This is a genomic window from Bradyrhizobium sp. (genome assembly GCF_027451485.1).
Classification (GTDB): domain Bacteria; phylum Pseudomonadota; class Alphaproteobacteria; order Rhizobiales; family Xanthobacteraceae; genus Bradyrhizobium.
The window spans coordinates 1-21,375 of record NZ_DAIDJE010000078.1; the positions used below are offsets into that span (position 1 = coordinate 1).

The following is a 21,375-nucleotide window of genomic DNA, read 5'->3' on the forward strand; positions in this document are numbered from 1 at the left end:
ACGACGGGCAAATCACGGGCACATCTTCGCGCGTCTTCCGCCCGCCAGGAGGGGCGTTTCGCGATCGTCACTGAACGTTGGGCGGAAGATGCGGTGGACGCGGCGCGCGCAACAGACGAATGCGCGCTCGCGGACGGCGAAGTCGTGGCGTCCTGATACCTCGACGCTGGTATCAACTCGGTGACGATGCTTGCGCATGGCACTGGGGATGGTGGCAAGAAAGCCCGATCACCAGGGAGACCACGAAGGAAACCGTTAAAACCATTGCGCAGGGAATGCCGGAAGGTTTCGGCGAACCTGTGGTGACTAACTCGTGTGCTTTCTTTCATTGCACGCGAGGCTGCGGGCGAGCCAAACGCCCGGCATTCCCTGCTCCCTCTGATTTCGGGAGACATTGCTTGCAATCACCCGGAGGCGATTTGCCTGGCGGGAATGGCGACGTATGTCCGAGACCTCACGCGGTCATTCCGGGGCGCGCGAATCCTTTCTCCAGGTCTTCATGGGGCGAGATGGAGTCTCAGCTCGATGCCTCGCATCGCCCCGGAATGACAGGGTATCAGGCTGTTTGACATGTGCATCGATTCGACCCGCGCAGGGCCGTCAACCCCGCGGTAACCTGTTTTATTTACCCTTCGCGAACCATGAATCCCGGCCATCGGGGAACGGGTGCGTACAGGCGGCTCCATGTTGTGTTCGAAGTTGCGTTTGAAGGCTCTCACCTTGGTTGTTCCCCTGGCCGCTGCCGCGTTTTTCGTCCGCGGCAGCCTGCTCTCCACCCCGCACCCCTGCATCGCGGTCGCCAACACATCGGTGGAGATGGCCGAACTGCCCTGGCACGCCGACCTGCATGTCGCCTTCACCGACGATCCGGCGGCCGCGACGGTGCGGGTGGCGATCACCGACAGCGCCGAAGCGGCCGACTTCGCGCTGGTCGACGACAGCGACGCCGCGGAAGTGAGCGCCTGCGAGGCCAATCCCGTCACGCGCGCCGTTTCGATCGAGGATAGCGCGGCGCGCGGCGCCCCGGTGATTTACCTGACGCATGACGGACCGGCTGACTATCGGATCTTCGTCCGTTCGAAGAGATTTACCCCGCGCGAGGCGGCCGCGCTCGTCGTCGGCGCGGGCGTCGCCGGGCATCCGCAACGGGCCGCATCGCTCTGATGCCGCGATGGCGCGCTATCGTCAGCGCCTAACGCTTCATCAACCACGTTCGCAAGCGGCGAACGGAACCGGCGCGCCTTCAAGCACTTCGCAACGCCGAAGGCGGCATCTTCGCGAGCCAACGAACGATGCGCAAAAAAGAAACTTCAGGTGATCGGCCATGGGGCGGATGATCCGGATCAAATTGCACCTGAGGCGCTTTTCGCGACGTCATCCGTGGATCGCGTTTGCGGTTCGCTCGTTCACCATCTTCTCCGCCACGTTCGGCGGCGCCTATGGCTTCATCACCGGCAGCCGCTCCGAACATTCCGGCTACGACCCCAACGCTTTCGCGATCGGCGCAAGCTTCCTGTTTGCGATCGCCTGTCTCGCGCTCGCCACGGTAAGCATGCGGCTGCGCTTTGTGCACAGGAAGATGCGCAAGATCGCGCTGCATAACGAGGCGTTGGCCGACCGCAATTGGGAACTGCAGGAAGCCGAGGAGCGCGCGCGCAGCCTGTTCGAGCAGCAGGGCGACCTGATCGTGCTGCGCGACGCTGACGGCAGGATCACCTTCGTCAACGACGCCTATTGCGAACTGGCGCGCAAACGCCGCAACGAGCTGATCGGCAGCCGCTTCCAGTTCACCGTGATCGAACAGGGCGACAGCGCCATCGAACCGAACGGCACCAGAGTTCATGACCAGCGCATCGAAACCGCGCTGGGTCCACGCTGGATCGCCTGGCGTGAAGCGCTGGTCCGTTTCGATGCCGGGGCGCCGGCCGAAATGCAAAGCGTCGGCCGCGACGTCACCGACCGCACCGAAACCGAGCGCGCGCTGGCCGAGGCGCGCGACCAGGCGGACGCCGCCAACCGCGCAAAGTCGCGTTTTCTGGCGATGGCAAGCCACGAGATCCGAACCCCGCTCAACGGCATCCTCGGCATGAGCGGACTTCTGCTCGACACCGCGCTGACACCGGAGCAGATGACTTACGCCAGGGCGGTGAAAACGTCCGGCGAGGCGCTGCTCGCGCTGATCGAGGAGCTGCTCGATTATTCCAAGATCGAGGCCGGCAAGATCGATCTGGAATCGCGCCCCTTCTCGCTCGCCGGCCTGATCGAGGACATCACCGAGTTACTGGCGCCGCGGGCGCAGGCGCGCAAGCTCGAGATCGCATCCTTCATCGACGACCACCTGCCGGCGCAGGTGATCGGCGATGCCGCGCGCTTGCGGCAGGTGCTGCTCAATCTGGCCGGCAACGCCATCAAGTTCACCGCGTCAGGCGGCGTGGCGCTGATCGTGGAGCCCGGCATCTGGCCCAACGAAATCGCCTTCGTCGTGCGTGACACCGGCATCGGCATCGCAGCCGAAGCGCAGGCGCGTATCTTTCGCGAATTCGAACAGGCCGACGACCGTATTGCCCGCAGCTATGGCGGCACCGGCCTCGGCCTTTCCATTTCCGAACGCATCGTCAAGCGAATGGGCGGCCGCATCACGCTGGAAAGCGAACCCGGCAAGGGCTCGACCTTCGTGGTCAGCATTCCGCTGGCGGCAAGCCAGAACGCCCCGCAACCGTTTGCGGCGCCCGATCTTGCCGGCCGCGCAGTGATGCTGGTCGCGCCGCGAGGCATCGAGGCCTCACTGGTGGCGCGGCGGCTGGAATGCTGGGGCGCGCAGACCTGCGTGGTTGCGGATGCCGATGTGGCGCGGGCGCTGTTGCCGGAGCGGAGCTGGCACGCGGTGCTGCTCGATCATGCGCTGGGCATCGACACGGTCGAGACGCTGGCCAGCGCAGCGCGGCCGTTCGCCACCCAGCGGATCGTCATGTTCACGCCGGCGACGCGCCAGGAATCGCAGTTCTCGGCGGCTTCAGCGCTCACCGGCTATCTGGTCAAGCCGCTGCGCGCGGCCTCGCTCGCGGCGCGCCTTGCGAGCCTGCCCGGCGTTTCCGCGCCAGGTCTGACTGATGAAGCCGTCACCGCGCCGGCGATGATTGCCGAAGCGTTGCCCGCCGTTATCCCGCGCGGGTTCTCGGTGCTGGTCGCCGAAGACAACGAGATCAACGCGCTGTTGATGCGCTCGCTCCTGACCCGGCTCGGACATCAGGCCGTCATCACCACCAATGGCGAGGAAGCGCTGGAATCCTGGCTGGCGGCGAAATCTGCCGGTACGCCCTATGATCTCGTGCTGATGGATATTCAGATGCCGGGCCTCGACGGCATCGAGGCCACCAAGCGCATCCGCAGCCATGAAGCCATGCAGGCCGGACGGCGGACGCCCATCCTGGCGCTGACCGCGAATACGCTGGTCGAGGACCGTTATGCCTGCTTCGAAGCCGGCATGGACGGCTTTCTGGTCAAGCCGCTCGACCGCGAGAAGCTCGCCGACGCGCTCGCTGGCCTCGGCGCCACGCCGCATATCGCGGCCTGAGTTCGTCGCCTGCGGCAAGGCACGATTGCCCGTGCCTGCCTTGACAGCGGCGGCTGATTCCATCGAGCATCGCCGATCTTTTCAAGCATGATCTCCGTGCAGCGCTCAAGCGTTTATCGGGAGGGAACCGGTACCCGGTTTGCGCTGACGCGGGCGTGCCGGTCCGGATCATGCGCCAAAGACAAGAAAGGTCACGGGAGGCATTCGATGCAGAGCAGGCTTTTGCGATTTTTCTTTTTGTCGGTCGCAACATTTCTTGCCGGTATTTCTTTGTTGTCGTCCACCAACGCCCAGGAGCCAAAGCTTGAGGCGACCGACACCATGATCCCGTCGGGCGATCCCGGTATCGAGCTCTTCGTGCGCAACAAGCATCTCGCCGGGCAGACGAGCTCGCCCGACAAGATTCTTTTGTTCGTGCACGGCGCGACCTATCCGGCCGAAACCGCGTTCGACCTGCCGATTGAAGGCATGTCGATGATGGACCTGATCGCAAGCCGCGGTTACGACGTCTATCTTGTCGACGTCAGGGGCTATGGTCATTCGACGCGGCCGCCCGAGATGAGCCAGCCGCCGGAAGCCAACAAGCCAATCGTGTCGACGAAAGTCGCCGCCCACGACCTCGGGGCTGCAGTCGACTACATCCTGCACAAGCGGAAGGTCGCGAAGATCAACGTGATGGGCTGGTCATGGGGCACCTCGATTGCCGGGTCCTACGCCGCGGAGCACAACGACAAGGTCGAGAAGCTCGTGCTGTATGCGCCGCAATGGATCCGCAACGAGCCGGCTACGCCGCCGGCGAAGCCGCTGGGCGCTTACCGGCTGGTGTCGATGGATTCCGCGAAGGCGCGCTGGCTGAAAGGCGTCGCGCCGGACAAGCAGGCCGGCCTGATTCCGCCCGGCGTGTTCGAGGCGTGGGCCAAGGCGACCTGGGCAACCGATCCCGACGCCTCCAAACACAATCCGCCGATGCTGCGCGCGCCGAACGGCGTGCTGGAGGACAGCGCCAACAGCTACGGTTCCGGCAAGGCGCTGTATGATCCCGGCAAGATCACGGTGCCGACGCTGCTGCTGCACGCCGAGTGGGATGCCGACCTTCCGTCCTATCAGGCGCAGGGTTATTTCGCCCACCTGACGCATACGCCTTACAAACGGCTGATCGAGCTTTCAGAAGGAACGCACACGGTGATGATGGAAAAGAACCGCATGCAGTTCTTCCACGAACTGATGGGCTTCCTCGACGAGGAAAGGCCGCTGGCGCTCAAGTGAAACAAGCATGAGCCGGAAAATGGGAGCCGGTCTTCCGAAAAGATCGTGCTTCAAGTAAGAAGGTTCAGAGCCGGCGCAGCGCCACCGTTTCGACCACGTGGTCGGCGCCCTTCTTCAGGATCAGCGTGGCGCGCGGCCGGGTGGGCAGGATGTTGTCCTCAAGGTTGGCAAGGTTGGTGCGTTCCCAGATCGCGGTCGCGGTCGCGGTCGCTTCGTCGTCGGACAACAGCGCGTAGCGGTGGAAATACGATCTCGGATCGGTGAATGCGGTGTCGCGCAGCGCCAGAAAGCGCTTTACGAACCATTGCCGCAGCACAGGTTCCTCTGCGTCGATATAGACAGAGAAATCGAAGAAGTCGGAGACGACGGGCACGGCCTTGCCGTCGCGCGGCAGCGGCCCGGTCTGCAGCACGTTGACTCCTTCGACGATAAGAATGTCTGGACGATCAACCTCGATCCATTGGTTCGGAACGATGTCATAGGTCAAGTGCGAATAGACCGGTGCACGCACCTTGGCGCGTCCGGACTTGATGTCGCTCAGAAACTCCAGGAGGAGCGGCAGATCGTAGCTTTCGGGAAACCCCTTTTTCTGCATCAAGCCCTGCTGTTCGAGCACGGCCTTGGGATAGAGAAACCCGTCCGTCGTCACCATCTCGACCTTCGGTTGCGGCGACCAGCGGGCCAGCATCGCCTGCAGCACGCGCGCGGTGGTGGACTTGCCGACGGCGACCGATCCGGCGACGCCGATGATATAGGGCACCTTGCGGTCGCGAATCCCCAAAAATTGCCGCTGCGCATAATACAGCCGCTGCGTGGCGTCGACGTAGATCGACAACAGGCGCGACAGCGGCAGATAGATGTCCTCGACCTCTTTGATGTCCAGCCGGTCATGCAGCGAACGCAGCTTGTCGAACTCGCCGGGCTCCAGCGTCATCGGCGTATCATTGCGCAGCGCCGCCCACTGCTTGCGCGTGAAGAGACGGTAAGGATTATACCTCTGATCCGGTGCCCTGATATCCATGACGCCTATCCAGCTGGACTAATCGCGCTTGCGCGCGGCCTTTTCCTCAAGACCGGACATCCCGGTGCGGCTTTGCAGCGTTGCCTCGACTTCCTCAAGCCGAACGCCTCGCGATTTCAACAGCACCAGCAGATGAAACAGCACGTCGGCGCTTTCGGCGATCAGGTGGTCGCGGCTGGCGCCGACCGCGGCGATCACGGTTTCGACCGCCTCCTCGCCGAACTTCTTGGCGCAATGCTCCGGTCCCTTGTCCAGCAGCTTGCGGGTATACGAAGTCGCGCCGCCAGATGCGGCTCGGGCGTCGATGATGCTGACCAGGTCTTGGAGTGAAAAACGCGACATCAATTCGAACTCGGCTTCAAACCCCGCAGGCACCAGGCGGCTCAGGACGCCAAGTGCCCCTGACATGTAGCACTTCCGTCAGGAAGAGTCGTCAGGGATCGAGCCGCATGGCCAGGCCGGCGCGGGCCATGTGGTCCTTGGCTTGCCGAATGGTAAATTCGCCAAAATGGAAGATGGAGGCGGCAAGCACCGCCGTCGCGTGCCCTTCGCGGATGCCATCGACCAGATGGTCGAGATTGCCGACTCCGCCGGAAGCGATCACCGGCACCTTGACGCTGTCGGCGATCGCGCGCGTCAGCGGCAGGTCGAACCCCTGCTTGGTGCCGTCGCGATCCATCGAGGTGAGGAGGATTTCGCCGGCGCCGAGCGAAACCACCTCCTGCGCGTACTCGATGGCGTCGATGCCGGTCGCCTTGCGCCCGCCATGGGTAAATATCTCCCAGCGGTCCGAGCCGCCGGGGCGTTTCACGCGCTTGGCGTCAATGGCAACCACGATGCATTGGTCGCCGAATTTTTCGGCCGCTTCCTTGACGAATTCGCGCCTGACCACTGCGGCCGAGTTGATCGAGACCTTGTCGGCGCCGGAACGCAGCAGCGTGTTGATGTCGTCGACCATGCGCACGCCGCCGCCGACCGTGAGCGGCATGAAGCAGGCTTCCGCCGTGCGCCGGACCACGTCCAGCATGATGCCGCGGTTTTCATGAGTCGCGGTGATGTCGAGAAAGCAAAGCTCGTCGGCGCCGGCGGCGTCATACGCAATAGCGGCCTCCACCGGGTCGCCGGCGTCGCGCAGATCGACGAAGTTGATGCCTTTGACGACGCGCCCGTCTTTCACGTCGAGACAAGGGATCACGCGAACCTTGAACATGGATACTCCTACGCCGCCGCCCGCGCGCTGCGGATCAGCTTCAGCGCTGCTACAGGATCGAGACGGCCGTCATAGAGCGCACGGCCGACAATGGCGCCGGCGAGCTTCTTGGCACGCGGGTCAAGCAGCGCCTTCACGTCGTCGATCGACGCGAATCCGCCGGAGGCGATGACAGGAATGGAAATGCTGTTCGCCAGCTCGATGGTGGCATCGAGGTTGAGGCCTTTCAGAAGCCCATCGCGCGCGATGTCGGTAAAGATGATCGCGGCAACGCCGGCATCCTCGAAGCGCTGCGCAATATCGAGCGCTCTGACCTCGGAGGTTTCAGCCCAGCCTTCGACCGCGACCCTGCCGTCGCGCGCATCGAGGCCCACAGCCACGCGGCCGGGAAACCTTTTCGCCGCGCTCTTGACCAGCTCGGGATCGCGCACCGCGGCGGTGCCGACGATCACCCGCGTGATGCCTTTTTCGAGCCAGGCCTCGACTGTTTTCAGGTCACGGATGCCGCCGCCCAGTTGCACCGGCATGGTGATTTTCGCGAGCATCGCCTCGACGGCGTGCGCGTTCACCGGCTTGCCGGCGAAGGCGCCATCAAGATCGACGACATGGAGATATTCGAATCCTTGCGCGGCGAAGCTTGCCGCCTGTGCCGCAGGGTCGAGATTGAAGACGGTCGAGCGCGCCATATCGCCCTGCTCCAGGCGCACGCACTGCCCGTTTTTCAGATCGATGGCTGGAAAAAGAATCACGGCTTCCACTTCAAGAAGTTGGAGATCAAGGCGAGCCCGAAGCGCTGGCTCTTTTCGGGGTGGAATTGCGTACCAATCGCGGTGTCGCGGGCAACGATCGCCGTCACCGGGCCGCCATAGTCGGCGCGCGCCAGCACATCGGCTTCGTTGACGGCATTGAGGTGATAGGAGTGCACGAAATAGGCGTGCCTGCCCTTTGGCCCCAGCGGCAAACGCTCAAGCACGGCGTGTTCGGCCACCAGATCGAGCGTATTCCAGCCCATATGCGGAATCTTCAGGCTCTCATCGCGCGGCGAAATTTTCTCGACATCGCCGGCGATCCAGTTGAAGCCGTCGGTCGTGACGTATTCCTTGCCGCGCGTTGCCATCAGCTGCATACCGACGCAGATGCCGAAAAACGGCCGCGCCTTATGGCGAACGGCTTCCGTCAGCGCGTCAACCATGCCGTCCAGCGCATCGAGGCCACGACGGCAATCGGCAAACGCGCCGACGCCGGGCAGCACGATGCGGTTGGCGCGATACACGGTATCGGGATCGCGCGTGACTACGATCTTGTCCGGACTCTCCATGCTGCGGCTGGCGCGCTCGAATGCTTTCGCCGCCGAGTGCAGGTTGCCGGAACCGTAATCGATGATCGCGACACTCACCTTGGCGCTCCCGGTTCCGGAAACAGACCGATGATATCGTCGCGCGGCAGTGGCGGCGGCTTGGAGAAGGCCTGGCCTGGGACATCCCGCGTCGGCGGCGGACCGCCGCGATCAACCGCCGGCTGGTCATTGCCGGTTATGCGTTGCCGTGCGGTCCAGCGGTCGAAGAAGCGGCGCTCAGCGCCCTCCTCATCGTCGGCGACCACGATATCAATCTGCCGCCAGTTGCGCCGCGACAATGTCCAGCGTTTGAGGCTGGCGGCCTCGAAGCCCAGAAGCAACGCGAGCAGCACATCGACAAGCAAGACGAGCCCGGCGCCGAAGCCGAGCCGGACGAACGCAATGTCGATCGCCGTCATCAGCACGATCCAGCCGATCATCGCCAGCCAAAGGCGATGCCACGCGAGCCACACCACGCCAAGGATCGCGGCCCAGACATGAAAGCCGTCACGGACGAAGGCGAAGCGGTCGGTCGCGCGGAAATCCAGGTTGCTCACCACGGGGGCGTGAACGGTATAGACCGGCATTCTTACTCTCCGCCGAGAATCGGACCTCCAGGTCAGCCGCCGAGCTGACCCTTGGTCGATGGCACCTCGCCTGCCGCGCGCGGGTCGATGGCAACTGCCGTCCGCAGCGCCCGCGCCAGGCCCTTGAAGCAGGACTCGGCAATGTGATGGCTGTTCTCGCCATATAGGGTTTCGACGTGCAAAGTCACCCCGGCATTCATCGCGAACGCATTGAACCATTCGCGCACCAGCTCGGTGTCGAATTCGCCAACCTTGTCGCGCGGAAACTCGGCCTTGAAGACCAGCACCGGGCGGCCCGAAATATCGATCACGACCCGCGACAGCGTTTCGTCCATCGGCATATGGACGCTGGCGTAGCGATTGATGCCGGCCATGGTTCCCAGCGCCTGCTTCACAGCCTGCCCCAGAGCAATGCCGACGTCTTCAGTCGTGTGGTGGTAATCGACGTGCAGGTCGCCCGTCGCCTTCACGGTGATGTCGATGCGGGAATGGCGGGCCAGAAGATCAAGCATATGGTCGAAGAAACCGATCCCGGTCGCGACGTTGGACACGCCCGACCCGTCGAGATTCACCGTCACTTCGATATCGGTCTCTTTCGTCTTGCGCTTAATGGTGGCGCTACGCATGAGCATCCTTCTCCAGACCAACTCATTGGCCGAAAACGCGGTTCTTTTAACAGGCCCCTCCATGCTTCGCTACTGCGGGACGCCGCTGTGGGAGGGTGACTTGAGCCTATGGTGACCAAAATCCGGCTCCCTCGCCCGTCTAAAAGTCTGGCCGGCTAGGGCGTCGAGTTGTAACCACGCGCGCCTGCCCCTAGATGTGGCGAGGTCGAGAGGTATTCCATGCATTCAGCAGCCCAACAGACGCCGGTTTGGCACGGCACCACCATTTTGACGGTCCGCAAGGGCGGCAAGGTCGTGATCGGCGGCGACGGTCAGGTCTCGATCGGCCAGACCGTGATCAAATCGAACGCCAAGAAGGTCCGCAAGCTTGGCAAGGGCGACGTCATCGGCGGATTTGCCGGGGCGACGGCTGATGCCTTCACCTTGTTCGAGCGGCTGGAGGCCAAGCTTGAGCAATATCCCGGGCAATTGACCCGCGCTGCAGTTGAACTCGCCAAGGACTGGCGGACCGACCGCTATTTGCGGCGCCTGGAAGCCATGATGATCGTCGCGGACAAGGACGTTTCGCTGGTCTTGACGGGGACCGGCGACGTGCTGGAGCCGGAAGGCGGCGTGATGGCGATCGGCTCGGGCGGCAATTATGCCCTTGCCGCTGCGCGTGCGCTCGTCGAAACCGACAAGGATGCGGAAAGCATCGTGCGCCGTGCGCTCGATATTGCGGCCGACATTTGCGTCTATACCAATCGCAACGTCACCATCGAGATGCTGCAGGCCGGCTGAGAGGCATGACGGCATTCGCCTTTCGCCCGATGTTGGCGGATGACCTGCCGACGATCAAGCGCTGGCTGGAGGCGCCGCACGTCCGCGAATGGTGGCATGACCCGGCCGAGCAGTTTGAGCTCGTCAGCGGCGACCTCGGCGATCCGGAAATGGCACAATTCATGGTTGCCGCAGATGGACGGGAATTTGCCTATTTGCAGTGTTACAAGCTGGGCGCCAAGGATTCCGGCTTCGGACCACAGCCGCAGGGCACCCGGGGGCTCGATCAATTCATCGGCGAAGCCAGCATGGTCGGACGTGGCCATGGCTCGGCCTTTGTCCGCGCCTTTGCCGACAGATTGTTGGCTGACGGAACGCCCCGTGTCGTCACTGATCCGGACCCCGCCAATCGACGGGCGATTCGGGCCTATGAAAAAGCCGGCTTTCGCCGCGACCGACTGGTGAAAACACCAGATGGAACGGCACTGTTGATGATCCGCGATCCGTGATGGCAACCGCTGCAAAACGACGCTTGTTCCGGCCGCAATTTACACATAGCTAGAAACCATGACTGACTTTTCTCCCCGCGAAATCGTTTCCGAACTCGACCGCTTCATCGTCGGCCAGACCGAGGCCAAACGGGCGGTCTCCATCGCCTTACGCAATCGCTGGCGTCGCCAGCAGCTCTCCGAAGGCTTGCGTGAAGAAGTGCTGCCGAAGAACATCCTCATGATCGGACCGACCGGCGTCGGCAAGACCGAAATCGCGCGGCGTCTGGCAAAGCTCGCGGGCGCGCCCTTCATCAAGGTCGAAGCCACGAAGTTCACCGAAGTCGGCTATGTCGGGCGGGACGTCGAGCAAATCGTGCGCGACCTCGTCGAGGTCGCCATTTCTCTGACCCGCGAGCGCAAGCGCAAGGACGTTCAGGCGAGAGCGCAACTCGCCGCCGAGGAACGCGTTCTCGATGCGCTGGTCGGCGCCAATTCCAGCGCCGCCACACGCGACTCCTTCCGCCGAAAACTGCGCGAGGGCGAACTCAACGACAAGGAGATCGAGATCGAGACGCAGGCTTCCGGCGGGATGCCGATGTTTGAAATTCCGGGAATGCCGGGCGCGCAGATGGGCGCGATCTCGATCGGCGATATCTTCGGCAAACTGGGCGGCCGCACCAAGACGCGCCGGCTGACGGTTGCCGGCTCGCACGAGATCCTCGTCAATGAAGAAGCGGACAAATTGCTCGACAACGACCAGCTCACCCTAGAGGCGATCGCCGCGGTCGAAAACAACGGCATCGTGTTTCTCGACGAGATCGACAAGATCTGTGTGCGTGACGGACGGGTCGGCGGCGAAGTGTCCCGGGAGGGCGTGCAGCGAGACCTGCTGCCGTTGATCGAAGGCACGACCGTCTCGACCAAGCATGGACCGGTGAAGACCGACCACATCCTATTCATTGCTTCCGGCGCGTTCCATATCGCAAAACCGTCGGATCTGTTGCCGGAATTGCAGGGACGGCTGCCGATCCGCGTCGAGCTGGACGCGCTCACCCGCGACAATATGCGACGGATTCTGACCGAGCCCGAGGCCTCACTGATCAAGCAGTATGTCGCACTGATGCAGACCGAGGGCGTCACGCTGGATATCACCGACGGCGCGATCGATGCGCTGGCCGATATCGCGGTGGCTGTCAATTCGACCGTGGAGAACATCGGCGCCCGGCGCCTGCAAACCGTGATGGAGCGCGTGCTGGACGACATTTCCTTTGCCGCGCCGGATCGCCATGGGGAAACCATCCGGATCGACGCCGAATACGTGCAGAAGCACGTTGGCGATCTCGCCAAGAATGCCGACCTGAGCCGGTTCATTCTGTAGCGCGCCCGAATGAGCCGGCTCCGCCCGGCAGAATCCAAGGTGATGCGACGGCTGTCTTTAGGCCCTCACCATGCCGCCATTCCGAAATCAAAGCCGCGATCGCCGGATCCGCACATAGAGTGCGCCCGCGCCGCCGTGACCAATATGAGCTTCGTCAAAGCCGACCACCAGGCTGCGAAACTCCGGCTGGCTCAGCCATTGCGGCACCTGGCGCCGGAGCACGCCGCGCTCGGATTCAGCACCAACCTTTCCTTTGCCGGTGATGACGAGCACGAAGGTCAGGCCGTCGCCGTGCGCGCGATGGAGAAAGCCCGAGAGCGCGCGATGCGCCCGCGCCTGGGTCATGCCGTGGAGGTCGAGACGGGCTTCGATCTCCTTCTTGCCCTTCGACAGCTGCAATCGCTCACGGCGGCCGAGCGGCACCAGCGGCGGCGTCAACGGTTTCTTCGGTTGTGGGCCGGTAGCGGGAACCGGCTTCGGATGAACCGCGATTTTGGCGGCGGCCCGCGCTTCCACTGATGGTGGGGCCGTCGGCGCAGTTATCACGCGGTGCTTCTTTCGCAGCGGCTTGATCTGCCTGGCGACGCTTTCCCACAGCGCATGCTCCTCTTCGCTCAGGATTCGCTTGCGGCGCGGCGGGTCCAGAATCGGGGGTGGTCGCTTCATGAGGATCGGCGGTGACGGACAAAGCGGCGAAGACGAAGGCCCGTGCGTCCGATCTTGATCAGCGGCCGTGCCTGCGGCAACGGCACTTTCACGGTCGCCTGGACTGTGGCGGTTGGAGCCGCCGAAGACTTTAGGCTACCTCGGGCTTCGTTTGAACTCTCCTTCAATGGACCGGCCTGTGGGAACAGCTTGGCGATTTTTTCCGACGGGCGCGGGTCCGGCAGCGGCATCCTGCGGCCACGGGCGGTGGGATCAAGGCTCTTGGGCACCAGCATCACGAAGCGCATGTTGTGGCGGAAGCGCCCGGATATGCGGCCGGCTTCCGGACCGGTGCCATAGTAGATGTCGGCACGGGCAGGGCCGATGATGGCCGAGCCGGTATCCTGCGCGACCATCAGACGCCGAAACGGCGTTTTCGCCTGCGGCGACTCGATCGGCAGTTCGCCTTCGATGAAGAACGGCGTTCCATAGACGTGAAGCGAGTTGTCGACCGCGATCGACCGGCCCGGCGTCAGCGGCACGCCTTGCGCGCCCACCGGCTCATCCTTGTCGGAAAGTGGCACTTCGCGAAAGAACACATAGGCGCGGTTCTGCCGACGCACTTCGTTTGCGCCTTCGGGATTTTGCTCCATCCACTCCCTGATCTTCTGCATCGACATCTGGTCTTTCGGAATGATGCCGCGATCGATCAGGATGCGGCCGACCGCCGTATAGGGAAAGCCGTTATGGGCATCGTAATTGATGCGGATGGTCGAGCCGTCCTGAAGACGAACCCGCGCCGATCCCTGGATCTGCGCAAACAGAAGATCAGTCTGGTCCTTGAGCCAGCAGATTTCGAGACCGCGGCCGGCGATCGCGCCATCTTCGATCTGGGCGCGGTCATAATAGGGCACCAGTTTGCGCCGTCCGATCTTGCGATACACCGGACCCTTGTTGGGAAGGCTGGGAGAATCCTGCGTATAGCCTTTGACGAACAAGTTCGACGGCCGGCGATAGACCGGCACATGGAATACATCCGTCTGCGTCCGCGAGCCCTCGATGATCGGCTCGTAGTAGCCGGTTACAAAGCCGGCATCCTGGCCAAGCCGCGATATTTGTAGCGGCACGAAATTCTCCTCGAAGAAGGCTCTCGCCTTTGCATCGTCGGTAATCGCACGGGCTCTGGCAAGGCGGCACGGTCCGCGGAGGGAGGCGCCGAGCGCCCTGGAGTCCTCGGGCGAATTTTGCTGGGCGGCAATCGTGGCGCAGCTGACGCGGAAGGCCTTGTAGGCCTGCGTGTGGTCATCGGACGCCCAGCCGGCGATATCCTGCCAGGCGAGCGGAATATATTGCCCGCCATGGATCACGATCGGCCATTCAAGGCGTGGATAGGGAATTGGGCGCGAAGCCCGCGCCGCCGCGTGCGTGTGGGCAGAAAGCGATGCGCGAATTTTGCGGGCAGCCATCGGCGCGAGCGGAATGACAGACAGCGCCAGAACCACGAGACCGAGCGCGGCGGCAATGCGCCGCAAACGGCTAGTTCGCGCTACCAGTGCCGACCAGCTTCCAGTTAGGATCGCGCGAAGACGGGTCGCGGGCGAATGTCCAGACATCGGTGATATCGGCGACCTTGTCCGGGTTGCCGTCGACAATCGCGCCGGTCTTGTCCCGGGTGACCGAGATCATCTGCGACACGAAGCGAACGGTGAGCTGCGCGTTGCGGTCGCGCGCCTCGGCCCCGACAATTTCGGCCTTGTCGATCGAAACAAACCGCGTCTCGGTCTTGCGCTCCTGGCGCTCGCGGTCCTTGATCGCAGCGTCGAAACTCTCATAGACCTCGGACGAGAGCAGGTCCTTCAGCGACCGCCGGTCGCCGTTGGCGAAGGCCAGCACGATCATTTCGTAGGCGCTTCGCGCGCCGCTCAGGAAATGACGCGGATCGAACGACGAATCCTGTGCGGCGATCGCGTCAAGACCCTGCGCGAGCGGCGTTCCAGCTTCGGCGATGCCCTTCCAGCGATCGGTGGGCGGCGTAACCTCGGCCGTCGGCGCCGCCGGCGCCTGATCGATCACGGTTCCCGGGATCGGAACGACGTTGCTGTCCGGCGCGCCCTGCACGACGTTGCGCGCTGCGCGATCATAAGGCGGCCGTTCATTGCCGGTGCGCTGTCCGAGAACGTTGCGCAAACGGAGGAAAATGAAAACGGCCAGCGCCAGGAAGATGATCGTATAGATATCCACGTCGAATTCGCTTTCTGATCTAGGCGCCGGCGGTGGACCCGGCGGTAGAGCGTCCCTTTATTGGGAGCAGATATTACATCATCGATGAGCCAGCCGCATGTAAGCACGAAACCTAGGCTTACCAATGGTATCTGCCGGCCAGAATGTCACACCAATTGAACTGCTCGCTCCCGGGCATGTCCGGCTGACGAATGGACAAATCCTAGCGCGTTTTAGACCCGGGTGGAAACCCCGAGAGCCGCTATAAGTCGCGTATATTCAATTATTTAGAGGAACCTCTCGTTCCCTCGGCGGTTCGCAATTGATCGAATTGGACGCGACCTGTCGCCCTGGTTGGACGGTCGTCCTTGTGGAAAGAGGTGGGGCTATGATAGCCACTCGCCTCGAAAACGCGTTTGTTTCCCTTTCAGGCGAATTCGGATGCGACAGATGGCTCCGCTCGCCAAACCGTTCCAGGAGAGAATCATATGACCAACGGCAATGGTGCGCCTCCCGAGGCGGCCCCTCCTCCGCAGTTGAACGTGTTGGCGCAGTACACCAAAGATCTGTCGTTCGAAAACCCGAATGCACCGGCTTCGCTTGGACCGCAGCAGCAGCAGCCCGCGATCAACATCCAGATCAATGTCAACGCCAACGGCGTTGCCGAGAACGATTACGAGGTGGCGCTGTCGGTCGAAGGCAAGGCCGAAAGCAACGGCAAGGTGATGTTCAGTTTCGAACTCGTCTATGCCGGTGTTTTCCGGATCCTGAACGTGCCGCAGGAAAATCTGCATCCGCTGATAATGATCGAATGTCCGCGTCTGCTGTTTCCGTTTGCCCGCGAGATCATCGCGACCGCGGTTCGCGATGGCGGCTTCCCGCCTTTGATGCTGGATCCCGTCGACTTCGTCGGGCTGTATCGCCAGAACATGGAACGGCAAGCCGCTCAGATGCAGGCGGCCCAAGTGAAGCCAAGTTAATTCAGGCGGAGCTGATTTCGCCCTGGGCTGCCACGGGCGGCAGGAAGTCGTTCCAGATCGGCTTGTCGCCGAGCGTCAGAACAAACTCGCGATGCGCCAACCGATCGGCCTCGGTGACCCGGGGCGCGAGCGGGATTTCGCGCTGTCGCCGCGGCATTTCGCCAACGCCGGCAACGCGAATTTCGCGTGGTTCCGCAGCCAGGATGAGTTGCGACTGCCGCGCGCCGATCAGATCGATATAGACTTCGGCCAACAGCTCCGCATCGAGCAGCGCGCCGTGCTTGGTACGCCGCGAATTGTCGATCTGATAACGCGAGCAAAGATCGTCGAGGCGGTTCGACACACCCGGATGTTTGCGCCGCGCCAGCATCAGCGTATCAACCAGACGCTCCTTCGAGATCGCCGGCCGCTTGATCCGCTCGAGTTCCGCATTGATGAAGCCGATATCGAACGAGCTGTTGTGAATCACCAATGGGGCGTCGCCGATGAACGCCAGGAACTCGTCGACCTCCTCCGCAAACAACGATTTGGTGGCGAGAAATTCGGTTGAGAGCCCGTGCACGGCAAAGGCTTCCGCCGGCATGTCCCGTTCGGGATTGAAATAGCGGTGAAAGATCTGCCCGGTCGGCATGCGGTTGAATATCTCGACGCAGCCGATTTCAACCAGCCGGTCACCGCGCAACGGATCAAGGCCGGTTGTTTCGGTATCGAGGACGATTTCGCGCATATTGGATTTAAAATCCAGACCAGGAGAACGGACGAATCAGGTCCGCCCGGACGTCATTTTAGCAGCCTCCGCCAGAATGTCGCGAATCCGCGAGCGAACGGGATCAAGGCCATGCGAGGTATCCACCACGAAATGCGCGCGCTTTCTCTTTTCCGCATCCGGCATTTGGCGCGCCAGAATCGCAGCAAGCTTTTCCTCGGTCATGTTGGGGCGCGCCAGAATTCGTTCGCGCTGAAGTTGCGGGCTTGTCGTCACCACGACGACGGCATCGACGCGCTTTTCGCCGCCGGTCTCGAACAACAGGGGCACATCGACCACCGCCACCGGGGCACCGGACTGTTCGGCGTCTCGAAGAAACTTCTGCCGTGAGGCTCCGAGCATCGGATGCACGATTTCCTCGAGTTGTTTCATGGCAGCGGGATCATGCACGACGCGGGCGGAAAGCCTGTTGCGGTCAACTTTGCCGTCGATCGACGTGCCGGGAAAGGCGGCCTCGATGGCGGCAACAGCTTCGCCTTCGTAAAGCCGGTGAACCGCGGCATCGGCGTCATAGACAGGTACGCCCGCTTCCGCGAACAGACTGGCGGTAGTCGATTTTCCCATCCCTATGGAGCCGGTCAAGCCGAGGACGATCATGTTCACACGCTCAACAAATTTTTGCTGCGCAAAAATGCGAACAGCGGCAACAGCGGCAGGCCAAGAATCGTGAAGTGATCGCCCTCGATCTGCTCGAACAAATGAACACCCAGCCCTTCGAGCTGATAGGCGCCGACGCTCGACGTCACGGCCTGCCCAGCCTCAGCCAGGTAGCTTTCGATAGCAGCATCGCTTAACGGCCGCATGGTCATGCGTGCGATCGAAACGTGTTGGAATAGCAGCTTTCCGTCGCGAGCAACCGCGACCGCGGCGTGAAGCTCGTGGCACTGGCCGGATAGCGCGCGCAACTGTCCAGCGGCTTGCGCCCTGTCCGCGGGCTTGTTGAAGGTCCGCGTTCCAAGCGCCAGCGTCTGATCGGCACCGACGACGTAGTGCCCTGTCCGCCCCAGCGCGACGGCGCGGGCTTTTTCACGGGCAAGTAGGCCTGCGATCTCGCCTGGCGCGGACAGTCCGGATGATTCCTGGATGGCACGCTCGTCGATATCCGCCGGTTCGCATTCAAAAAGGATGCCTGCATTGGCAAGCAGGGTTTGCCGCGCCTTGCTCTTCGAGGCCAGCAGCAGAGGCTCTTGTCCCCGCCACAGCGTCATTCGGCCAACCGCTGCCGTTGCCGATCGGAGAAAAGCTTCATGACAGCGGCCGCAGTTTCCTCGATCGAGCGGCGGGTCACGTCAAGCTGCGCCCAATTGAACTTGGCGCAGAGCCGCCGTGCAAAGGCAACTTCATCGGCCACGGCCTGGCGGTCGATATAAGTTTCGTTGTCGCGGTCACCCATGCTGAGCAGCCGGTTCTGCCTGACCTGAATCAGACGTTCCGGCGTTGCATGCAGGCTGACGACCAGCGGCTTGGTCAAGACTTCCAGCTGATGCGGAATTGGAATGCCCGGCACCAACGGCACGTTGGCGGTGCGGATGCCGCGGTTGGCGAGATAGATCGAGGTCGGGGTTTTCGATGTACGGGACACGCCGACCAGAATGACGTCCGCTTCGTCGAGGCCTTCGACGTGCTGACCGTCGTCATGCATCATCGTGTAATTCAACGCATCGATCCGCTTGAAGTATTCGGCATTGAGGGTGTGCTGCGCCCCTACCCGCCCCGAAGTCGGTGCGCCGAGATAGGCCTGGAAGAGTTGCATCACCGGCCCGATAATCGACAGGCTTGGAATGTTGATCTCCTGACACTTCGATTGCAGCTTCGAGACGAGATCCTTTTCCAGCAGTGTGAACAGCACGATTCCCGGCGCTTCCTCGATTTCGTTCAACACGCGATCGAGCTGCTTCTGGCTGCGAACCAACGGATAAACATGCTCGACGGGAATGACGTTGGTGTATTGCGCGGCGACAGCGCGGGCCACGGTTATCAACGTTTCGCCGGTCGAGTCGGAAACCAGATGCAGATGAAAATAGTTGCTGTTCGTGGGCACGAAGAAGCCTGTGTAATCTGTGAATCCTTGTGGAGATTACCCGAGAGAAAACCGGCCATCCTGCCCGGTCTGGGATAACCGGATTTTTTCTTCACAAGGCTTCCGGTGAGGATAACTGAATTCCGGCACGATCACGTTAGTGGGGTTTTGTGGATTTGTCTCTTCATAAACTGGTCGGACGGCCCGCCAAAGAATTGAAATATCGGATGTAACGGCAATCGGCGGGACTCACGAGGAAATTGTAGACAGATGTGAGAAAGGTCTGAATAACGATCGGATGCCGTTGGGTGAGTCCAATCCACCGCTACCCAGACTCAAACCTTAAGATTCTAAAATTATTAGTTTAGATAAGGACGCATCACGATAGGTCGGATCGAGCCGAGGGAAAGATGTCTCTCCGCTTGATACGGGGCTGATCGCTGGTGGCGAACGTCACGCTGTCCGCGCATTCCGATAGAGGTGGGAGAGCCGGTGTACGAGTGGATCAAGGCGCTGCATGTGATCGCGGTCATCGCCTGGATGGCCGGTATGCTCTATCTGCCACGGTTGTTCGTCTATCACTGCGAGGCCGAGGCGGGCTCGAAGCAGTCCGAGACCTTCAAGGTGATGGAACGGCGTTTGCTCAAGGCGATCATCAATCCGGCGATGATCGTGACCTGGCTCGCGGGGCTTTACCTCGCATGGTCCGGGCGCTGGCTTTTCACCAGCTGGTGGATTTACGGAAAACTTTTCCTGGTGCTGGTGCTCTCGGGTGTCCACGGACTATTTGTTCGCTGGGTGAAGGATTTCGCGGCGGACCGGAATCGTCACCAGCAGAAATTCTATCGGTTAATCAATGAGGTGCCGACCCTCCTGATGATCGGGATCGTCATTCTGGTGGTCGTCAAGCCATTTTGAGCGCCCTCCCCGCAGCTACGCGCCGTCTTGCGGAAGGTCGTCCAATTTTCTATATTGATGGCATTCCCACCCTACGCAGGCGGATGTGATTGCGTTCCGGTTTCCTTGTGGACCGGCCGCTGCATCAGGTTTGAGGCCCTCCGGGCTCTTGCCTTGCTCAGACCTGCGGACCTTCCTGACTTCAGGCTCCGCGCTCCCAAGAAGCCACCTCGCAACCTCCCTTCTTCAGCACTCCACAGGACCATCCCAATGCGGGAAATCAAACTCCAAGACCTCAAAGCCCAGACGCCGGCGGAACTCGTCGCCTTTGCGGAGGAGAAAGGGGTCGAAAACGCCAGCACGATGCGCAAGCAGGAGCTGATGTTTGCCATTCTCAAGCAGCTCGCGATCCAGGAAATCGATATTATCGGCGAAGGCGTCGTTGAGGTTCTCTCCGACGGCTTCGGCTTCCTGCGCTCGCCGGATGCCAACTACCTGCCCGGCCCGGACGATATCTATGTGTCGCCATCGCAGATTCGCCGCTTCGGCCTTCGCACTGGCGATACCATCGAAGGCCACATTCGCAGTCCCAAGGAAGGCGAACGCTATTTCGCGCTGCTCAAAGTCAACACGCTGAATTTCGAGGATCCGGAAAAGTCCAAGCACAAGGTCAATTTCGACAACCTGACACCGCTGTTTCCGGACGAGCGCTTCCGCCTCGAACTCGAGGACCCGACCCGGAAAGACCTTTCGGCACGGGTGATCGATATCGTTGCCCCCATCGGCAAAGGCCAGCGTGCGCTGATCGTCGCGCCGCCGCGCACCGGCAAGACCGTGCTGATGCAGAACATCGCACACTCGATTACGGCCAATCATCCCGAATGCTACCTGATCGTGCTTCTGATCGATGAGCGTCCGGAAGAAGTCACGGACATGCAGCGTTCAGTGAAGGGGGAGGTTGTCTCTTCGACCTTCGATGAACCGGCCGTGCGTCACGTTCAGGTCGCTGAGATGGTGATCGAAAAAGCCAAGCGCCTGGTCGAACATGGCCGCGATGTGGTGATCCTGCTCGATTCGATCACACGGCTCGGGCGCGCCTACAACACTGTGGTGCCTTCATCCGGCAAGGTGCTGACCGGCGGCGTCGATGCCAACGCGCTGCAGCGGCCAAAACGATTCTTCGGCGCGGCGCGCAATATCGAGGAGGGTGGTTCGCTGACGATCATCGCGACGGCGCTGGTCGATACCGGAAGCCGCATGGACGAAGTGATCTTCGAAGAATTCAAGGGCACCGGTAACTCCGAACTGATTCTCGACCGCAAGGTATCGGACAAACGCACCTTCCCGGCGATCGACATTTCTCGGTCCGGCACCCGGAAGGAAGAGCTGATCACCGACCCGCAGGTGTTGAAGAAGATGTACGTGCTGCGGCGGATCCTCAATCCGATGGGCACGATGGACGCCATCGACTTCCTGCTCGACAAGCTCCGCAACACCAAGAACAATGCGGAATTCTTCGAGTCGATGAATACCTGACGGGACTGGGCCATTGGCCGAGCAGGGCGTCTTCGTGCAAGCGGAGGCGCCTTTTTCTTAGGC

At 61.9% G+C, this 21,375-nt stretch carries 23 protein-coding genes; 9 read left to right on the forward strand and 14 right to left on the reverse strand.

Annotated features, from left to right (window positions below; all coding sequences use genetic code 11):
• Positions 1–705 precede the first annotated feature (705 nt).
• The 3 genes from NEZ08_RS10565 (at position 706) to NEZ08_RS10575 (ending at position 4,840) form a co-directional block, all read left to right on the forward strand.
• The gene (locus NEZ08_RS10565; RefSeq protein WP_298106599.1) at positions 706–1,164 is read left to right on the forward strand and encodes a hypothetical protein; all 459 of its coding nucleotides are present in this window, start codon (positions 706–708) and stop codon (positions 1,162–1,164) included.
• A gap of 160 nt (positions 1,165–1,324) precedes the next feature.
• Positions 1,325–3,574 (forward strand): response regulator, encoded by a 2,250-nt coding sequence (locus NEZ08_RS10570; RefSeq protein WP_298106600.1) that lies wholly within the window; start codon positions 1,325–1,327, stop codon positions 3,572–3,574.
• 207 nt (positions 3,575–3,781) lie between these two features.
• Positions 3,782–4,840 carry an alpha/beta fold hydrolase gene (locus NEZ08_RS10575; RefSeq protein WP_298106602.1) on the forward strand — a complete coding sequence of 353 codons (1,059 nt, stop codon included), beginning with the start codon at positions 3,782–3,784 and terminating at the stop codon, positions 4,838–4,840.
• 64 nt (positions 4,841–4,904) lie between these two features.
• Here the strand turns inward: NEZ08_RS10575 and coaA are convergent, their stop codons facing one another.
• The 7 genes from coaA to hisB all read right to left on the reverse strand — a co-directional run bounded on the left by coaA (position 4,905) and on the right by hisB (position 9,620).
• On the reverse strand, positions 4,905–5,861 hold the full coding sequence (coaA, locus tag NEZ08_RS10580) for a type I pantothenate kinase (protein ID WP_298106603.1): 957 nt from the start codon (positions 5,859–5,861) through the stop codon (positions 4,905–4,907).
• 18 nt (positions 5,862–5,879) lie between these two features.
• Positions 5,880–6,203 carry a phosphoribosyl-ATP diphosphatase gene (locus NEZ08_RS10585; RefSeq protein WP_298106729.1) on the reverse strand — a complete coding sequence of 108 codons (324 nt, stop codon included), beginning with the start codon at positions 6,201–6,203 and terminating at the stop codon, positions 5,880–5,882.
• 91 nt (positions 6,204–6,294) lie between these two features.
• Positions 6,295–7,071 (reverse strand): imidazole glycerol phosphate synthase subunit HisF, encoded by a 777-nt coding sequence (hisF, locus tag NEZ08_RS10590; protein WP_298106605.1) that lies wholly within the window; start codon positions 7,069–7,071, stop codon positions 6,295–6,297.
• An 8-nt stretch (positions 7,072–7,079) separates the two neighbouring features.
• Complete coding sequence (gene hisA / locus NEZ08_RS10595) at positions 7,080–7,820, reverse strand: 1-(5-phosphoribosyl)-5-[(5-phosphoribosylamino)methylideneamino]imidazole-4-carboxamide isomerase (RefSeq protein ID WP_298106607.1); 741 nt, start codon at positions 7,818–7,820, stop codon at positions 7,080–7,082.
• A complete protein-coding gene (gene hisH, locus NEZ08_RS10600; protein WP_298106608.1) occupies positions 7,817–8,467 on the reverse strand; it encodes an imidazole glycerol phosphate synthase subunit HisH in 651 nt (216 codons plus the stop codon). Before hisH ends, hisA begins: the two co-directional genes overlap by 4 nt.
• The gene (locus tag NEZ08_RS10605; protein ID WP_298106610.1) at positions 8,464–8,994 is read right to left on the reverse strand and encodes a DUF2628 domain-containing protein; all 531 of its coding nucleotides are present in this window, start codon (positions 8,992–8,994) and stop codon (positions 8,464–8,466) included. The genes hisH and NEZ08_RS10605 overlap by 4 nt, the downstream gene beginning before the upstream one ends.
• A gap of 32 nt (positions 8,995–9,026) precedes the next feature.
• Positions 9,027–9,620, reverse strand: a complete 594-nt coding sequence (gene hisB / locus NEZ08_RS10610; protein ID WP_298106611.1) for an imidazoleglycerol-phosphate dehydratase HisB — start codon at positions 9,618–9,620, stop codon at positions 9,027–9,029.
• A gap of 219 nt (positions 9,621–9,839) precedes the next feature.
• On the opposite strand from hisB, the gene hslV reads away from it, so the two are divergent.
• From hslV to hslU, 3 genes are read left to right on the forward strand one after another with little or no spacing between them, the layout of a single operon-like run.
• Entirely contained in the window at positions 9,840–10,400 is a 561-nt protein-coding gene (gene hslV / locus NEZ08_RS10615; RefSeq protein WP_298106612.1) for an ATP-dependent protease subunit HslV, read from the forward strand.
• Between the two features lie 5 nt (positions 10,401–10,405).
• Positions 10,406–10,888, forward strand: a complete 483-nt coding sequence (locus tag NEZ08_RS10620; RefSeq protein ID WP_298106614.1) for a GNAT family N-acetyltransferase — start codon at positions 10,406–10,408, stop codon at positions 10,886–10,888.
• 58 nt (positions 10,889–10,946) lie between these two features.
• Positions 10,947–12,248 carry an ATP-dependent protease ATPase subunit HslU gene (gene hslU, locus NEZ08_RS10625; RefSeq protein WP_298106616.1) on the forward strand — a complete coding sequence of 434 codons (1,302 nt, stop codon included), beginning with the start codon at positions 10,947–10,949 and terminating at the stop codon, positions 12,246–12,248.
• An 87-nt stretch (positions 12,249–12,335) separates the two neighbouring features.
• Here hslU and NEZ08_RS10630 read toward each other — a convergent pair whose 3' ends face one another.
• From NEZ08_RS10630 to NEZ08_RS10640, 3 genes are read right to left on the reverse strand one after another with little or no spacing between them, the layout of a single operon-like run.
• On the reverse strand, positions 12,336–12,914 hold the full coding sequence (locus NEZ08_RS10630) for a Smr/MutS family protein (RefSeq protein WP_298106618.1): 579 nt from the start codon (positions 12,912–12,914) through the stop codon (positions 12,336–12,338).
• Positions 12,911–14,506: an MltA domain-containing protein gene (locus NEZ08_RS10635; RefSeq protein ID WP_298106620.1), complete on the reverse strand. Its 1,596-nt coding sequence runs from the start codon at positions 14,504–14,506 to the stop codon at positions 12,911–12,913. The genes NEZ08_RS10630 and NEZ08_RS10635 overlap by 4 nt, the downstream gene beginning before the upstream one ends.
• The gene (locus NEZ08_RS10640) at positions 14,430–15,134 is read right to left on the reverse strand and encodes a Tim44/TimA family putative adaptor protein (protein ID WP_298106622.1); all 705 of its coding nucleotides are present in this window, start codon (positions 15,132–15,134) and stop codon (positions 14,430–14,432) included. The genes NEZ08_RS10635 and NEZ08_RS10640 overlap by 77 nt, the downstream gene beginning before the upstream one ends.
• 467 nt (positions 15,135–15,601) lie before the next feature.
• Here NEZ08_RS10640 and secB point away from each other — a divergent pair, with 467 nt between their 5' ends.
• The gene (gene secB, locus NEZ08_RS10645; RefSeq protein ID WP_298106623.1) at positions 15,602–16,093 is read left to right on the forward strand and encodes a protein-export chaperone SecB; all 492 of its coding nucleotides are present in this window, start codon (positions 15,602–15,604) and stop codon (positions 16,091–16,093) included.
• A 1-nt stretch (position 16,094) separates the two neighbouring features.
• Here the strand turns inward: secB and dnaQ are convergent, their stop codons facing one another.
• The 4 genes from dnaQ to NEZ08_RS10665 are packed head-to-tail and all read right to left on the reverse strand — an operon-like array spanning position 16,095 to position 18,900.
• Complete coding sequence (gene dnaQ, locus NEZ08_RS10650; protein ID WP_298106625.1) at positions 16,095–16,820, reverse strand: DNA polymerase III subunit epsilon; 726 nt, start codon at positions 16,818–16,820, stop codon at positions 16,095–16,097.
• 36 nt (positions 16,821–16,856) lie between these two features.
• Positions 16,857–17,456, reverse strand: coding sequence for a dephospho-CoA kinase (coaE, locus tag NEZ08_RS10655; protein ID WP_298106627.1), 600 nt, complete (start codon positions 17,454–17,456; stop codon positions 16,857–16,859).
• 2 nt (positions 17,457–17,458) lie between these two features.
• Positions 17,459–18,067 (reverse strand): Maf family protein, encoded by a 609-nt coding sequence (locus tag NEZ08_RS10660; protein ID WP_298106629.1) that lies wholly within the window; start codon positions 18,065–18,067, stop codon positions 17,459–17,461.
• Positions 18,064–18,900 (reverse strand): pyruvate, water dikinase regulatory protein, encoded by an 837-nt coding sequence (locus NEZ08_RS10665; protein WP_298106631.1) that lies wholly within the window; start codon positions 18,898–18,900, stop codon positions 18,064–18,066. The genes NEZ08_RS10660 and NEZ08_RS10665 overlap by 4 nt, the downstream gene beginning before the upstream one ends.
• A 471-nt stretch (positions 18,901–19,371) precedes the next feature.
• Here NEZ08_RS10665 and hemJ point away from each other — a divergent pair, with 471 nt between their 5' ends.
• Complete coding sequence (gene hemJ / locus NEZ08_RS10670) at positions 19,372–19,797, forward strand: protoporphyrinogen oxidase HemJ (RefSeq protein WP_298106633.1); 426 nt, start codon at positions 19,372–19,374, stop codon at positions 19,795–19,797.
• A 249-nt stretch (positions 19,798–20,046) separates the two neighbouring features.
• Positions 20,047–21,312: a transcription termination factor Rho gene (rho, locus tag NEZ08_RS10675; RefSeq protein ID WP_072818380.1), complete on the forward strand. Its 1,266-nt coding sequence runs from the start codon at positions 20,047–20,049 to the stop codon at positions 21,310–21,312.
• Positions 21,313–21,375: the final 63 nt, after the last annotated feature.

Bases quoted from the DNA above. Each gene is read 5' to 3' on its own strand.
- NEZ08_RS10570 (WP_298106600.1), top strand. From the start codon at position 1,325: ATGGGGCGGATGATCCGGATCAAATTGCACCTGAGGCGCTTTTCGCGA.
- NEZ08_RS10575 (WP_298106602.1), top strand. From the start codon at position 3,782: ATGCAGAGCAGGCTTTTGCGATTTTTCTTTTTGTCGGTCGCAACATTT.
- coaA (WP_298106603.1), bottom strand. From the start codon at position 5,861: ATGGATATCAGGGCACCGGATCAGAGGTATAATCCTTACCGTCTCTTC.
- NEZ08_RS10585 (WP_298106729.1), bottom strand. From the start codon at position 6,203: ATGTCGCGTTTTTCACTCCAAGACCTGGTCAGCATCATCGACGCCCGA.
- hisF (WP_298106605.1), bottom strand. From the start codon at position 7,071: ATGTTCAAGGTTCGCGTGATCCCTTGTCTCGACGTGAAAGACGGGCGC.
- NEZ08_RS10605 (WP_298106610.1), bottom strand. From the start codon at position 8,994: ATGCCGGTCTATACCGTTCACGCCCCCGTGGTGAGCAACCTGGATTTC.
- hisB (WP_298106611.1), bottom strand. From the start codon at position 9,620: ATGCGTAGCGCCACCATTAAGCGCAAGACGAAAGAGACCGATATCGAA.
- hslV (WP_298106612.1), top strand. From the start codon at position 9,840: ATGCATTCAGCAGCCCAACAGACGCCGGTTTGGCACGGCACCACCATT.
- NEZ08_RS10620 (WP_298106614.1), top strand. From the start codon at position 10,406: ATGACGGCATTCGCCTTTCGCCCGATGTTGGCGGATGACCTGCCGACG.
- hslU (WP_298106616.1), top strand. From the start codon at position 10,947: ATGACTGACTTTTCTCCCCGCGAAATCGTTTCCGAACTCGACCGCTTC.
- NEZ08_RS10630 (WP_298106618.1), bottom strand. From the start codon at position 12,914: ATGAAGCGACCACCCCCGATTCTGGACCCGCCGCGCCGCAAGCGAATC.
- NEZ08_RS10635 (WP_298106620.1), bottom strand. From the start codon at position 14,506: ATGTCTGGACATTCGCCCGCGACCCGTCTTCGCGCGATCCTAACTGGA.
- secB (WP_298106623.1), top strand. From the start codon at position 15,602: ATGACCAACGGCAATGGTGCGCCTCCCGAGGCGGCCCCTCCTCCGCAG.
- dnaQ (WP_298106625.1), bottom strand. From the start codon at position 16,820: ATGCGCGAAATCGTCCTCGATACCGAAACAACCGGCCTTGATCCGTTG.
- coaE (WP_298106627.1), bottom strand. From the start codon at position 17,456: ATGATCGTCCTCGGCTTGACCGGCTCCATAGGGATGGGAAAATCGACT.
- NEZ08_RS10660 (WP_298106629.1), bottom strand. From the start codon at position 18,067: ATGACGCTGTGGCGGGGACAAGAGCCTCTGCTGCTGGCCTCGAAGAGC.
- rho (WP_072818380.1), top strand. From the start codon at position 20,047: ATGCGGGAAATCAAACTCCAAGACCTCAAAGCCCAGACGCCGGCGGAA.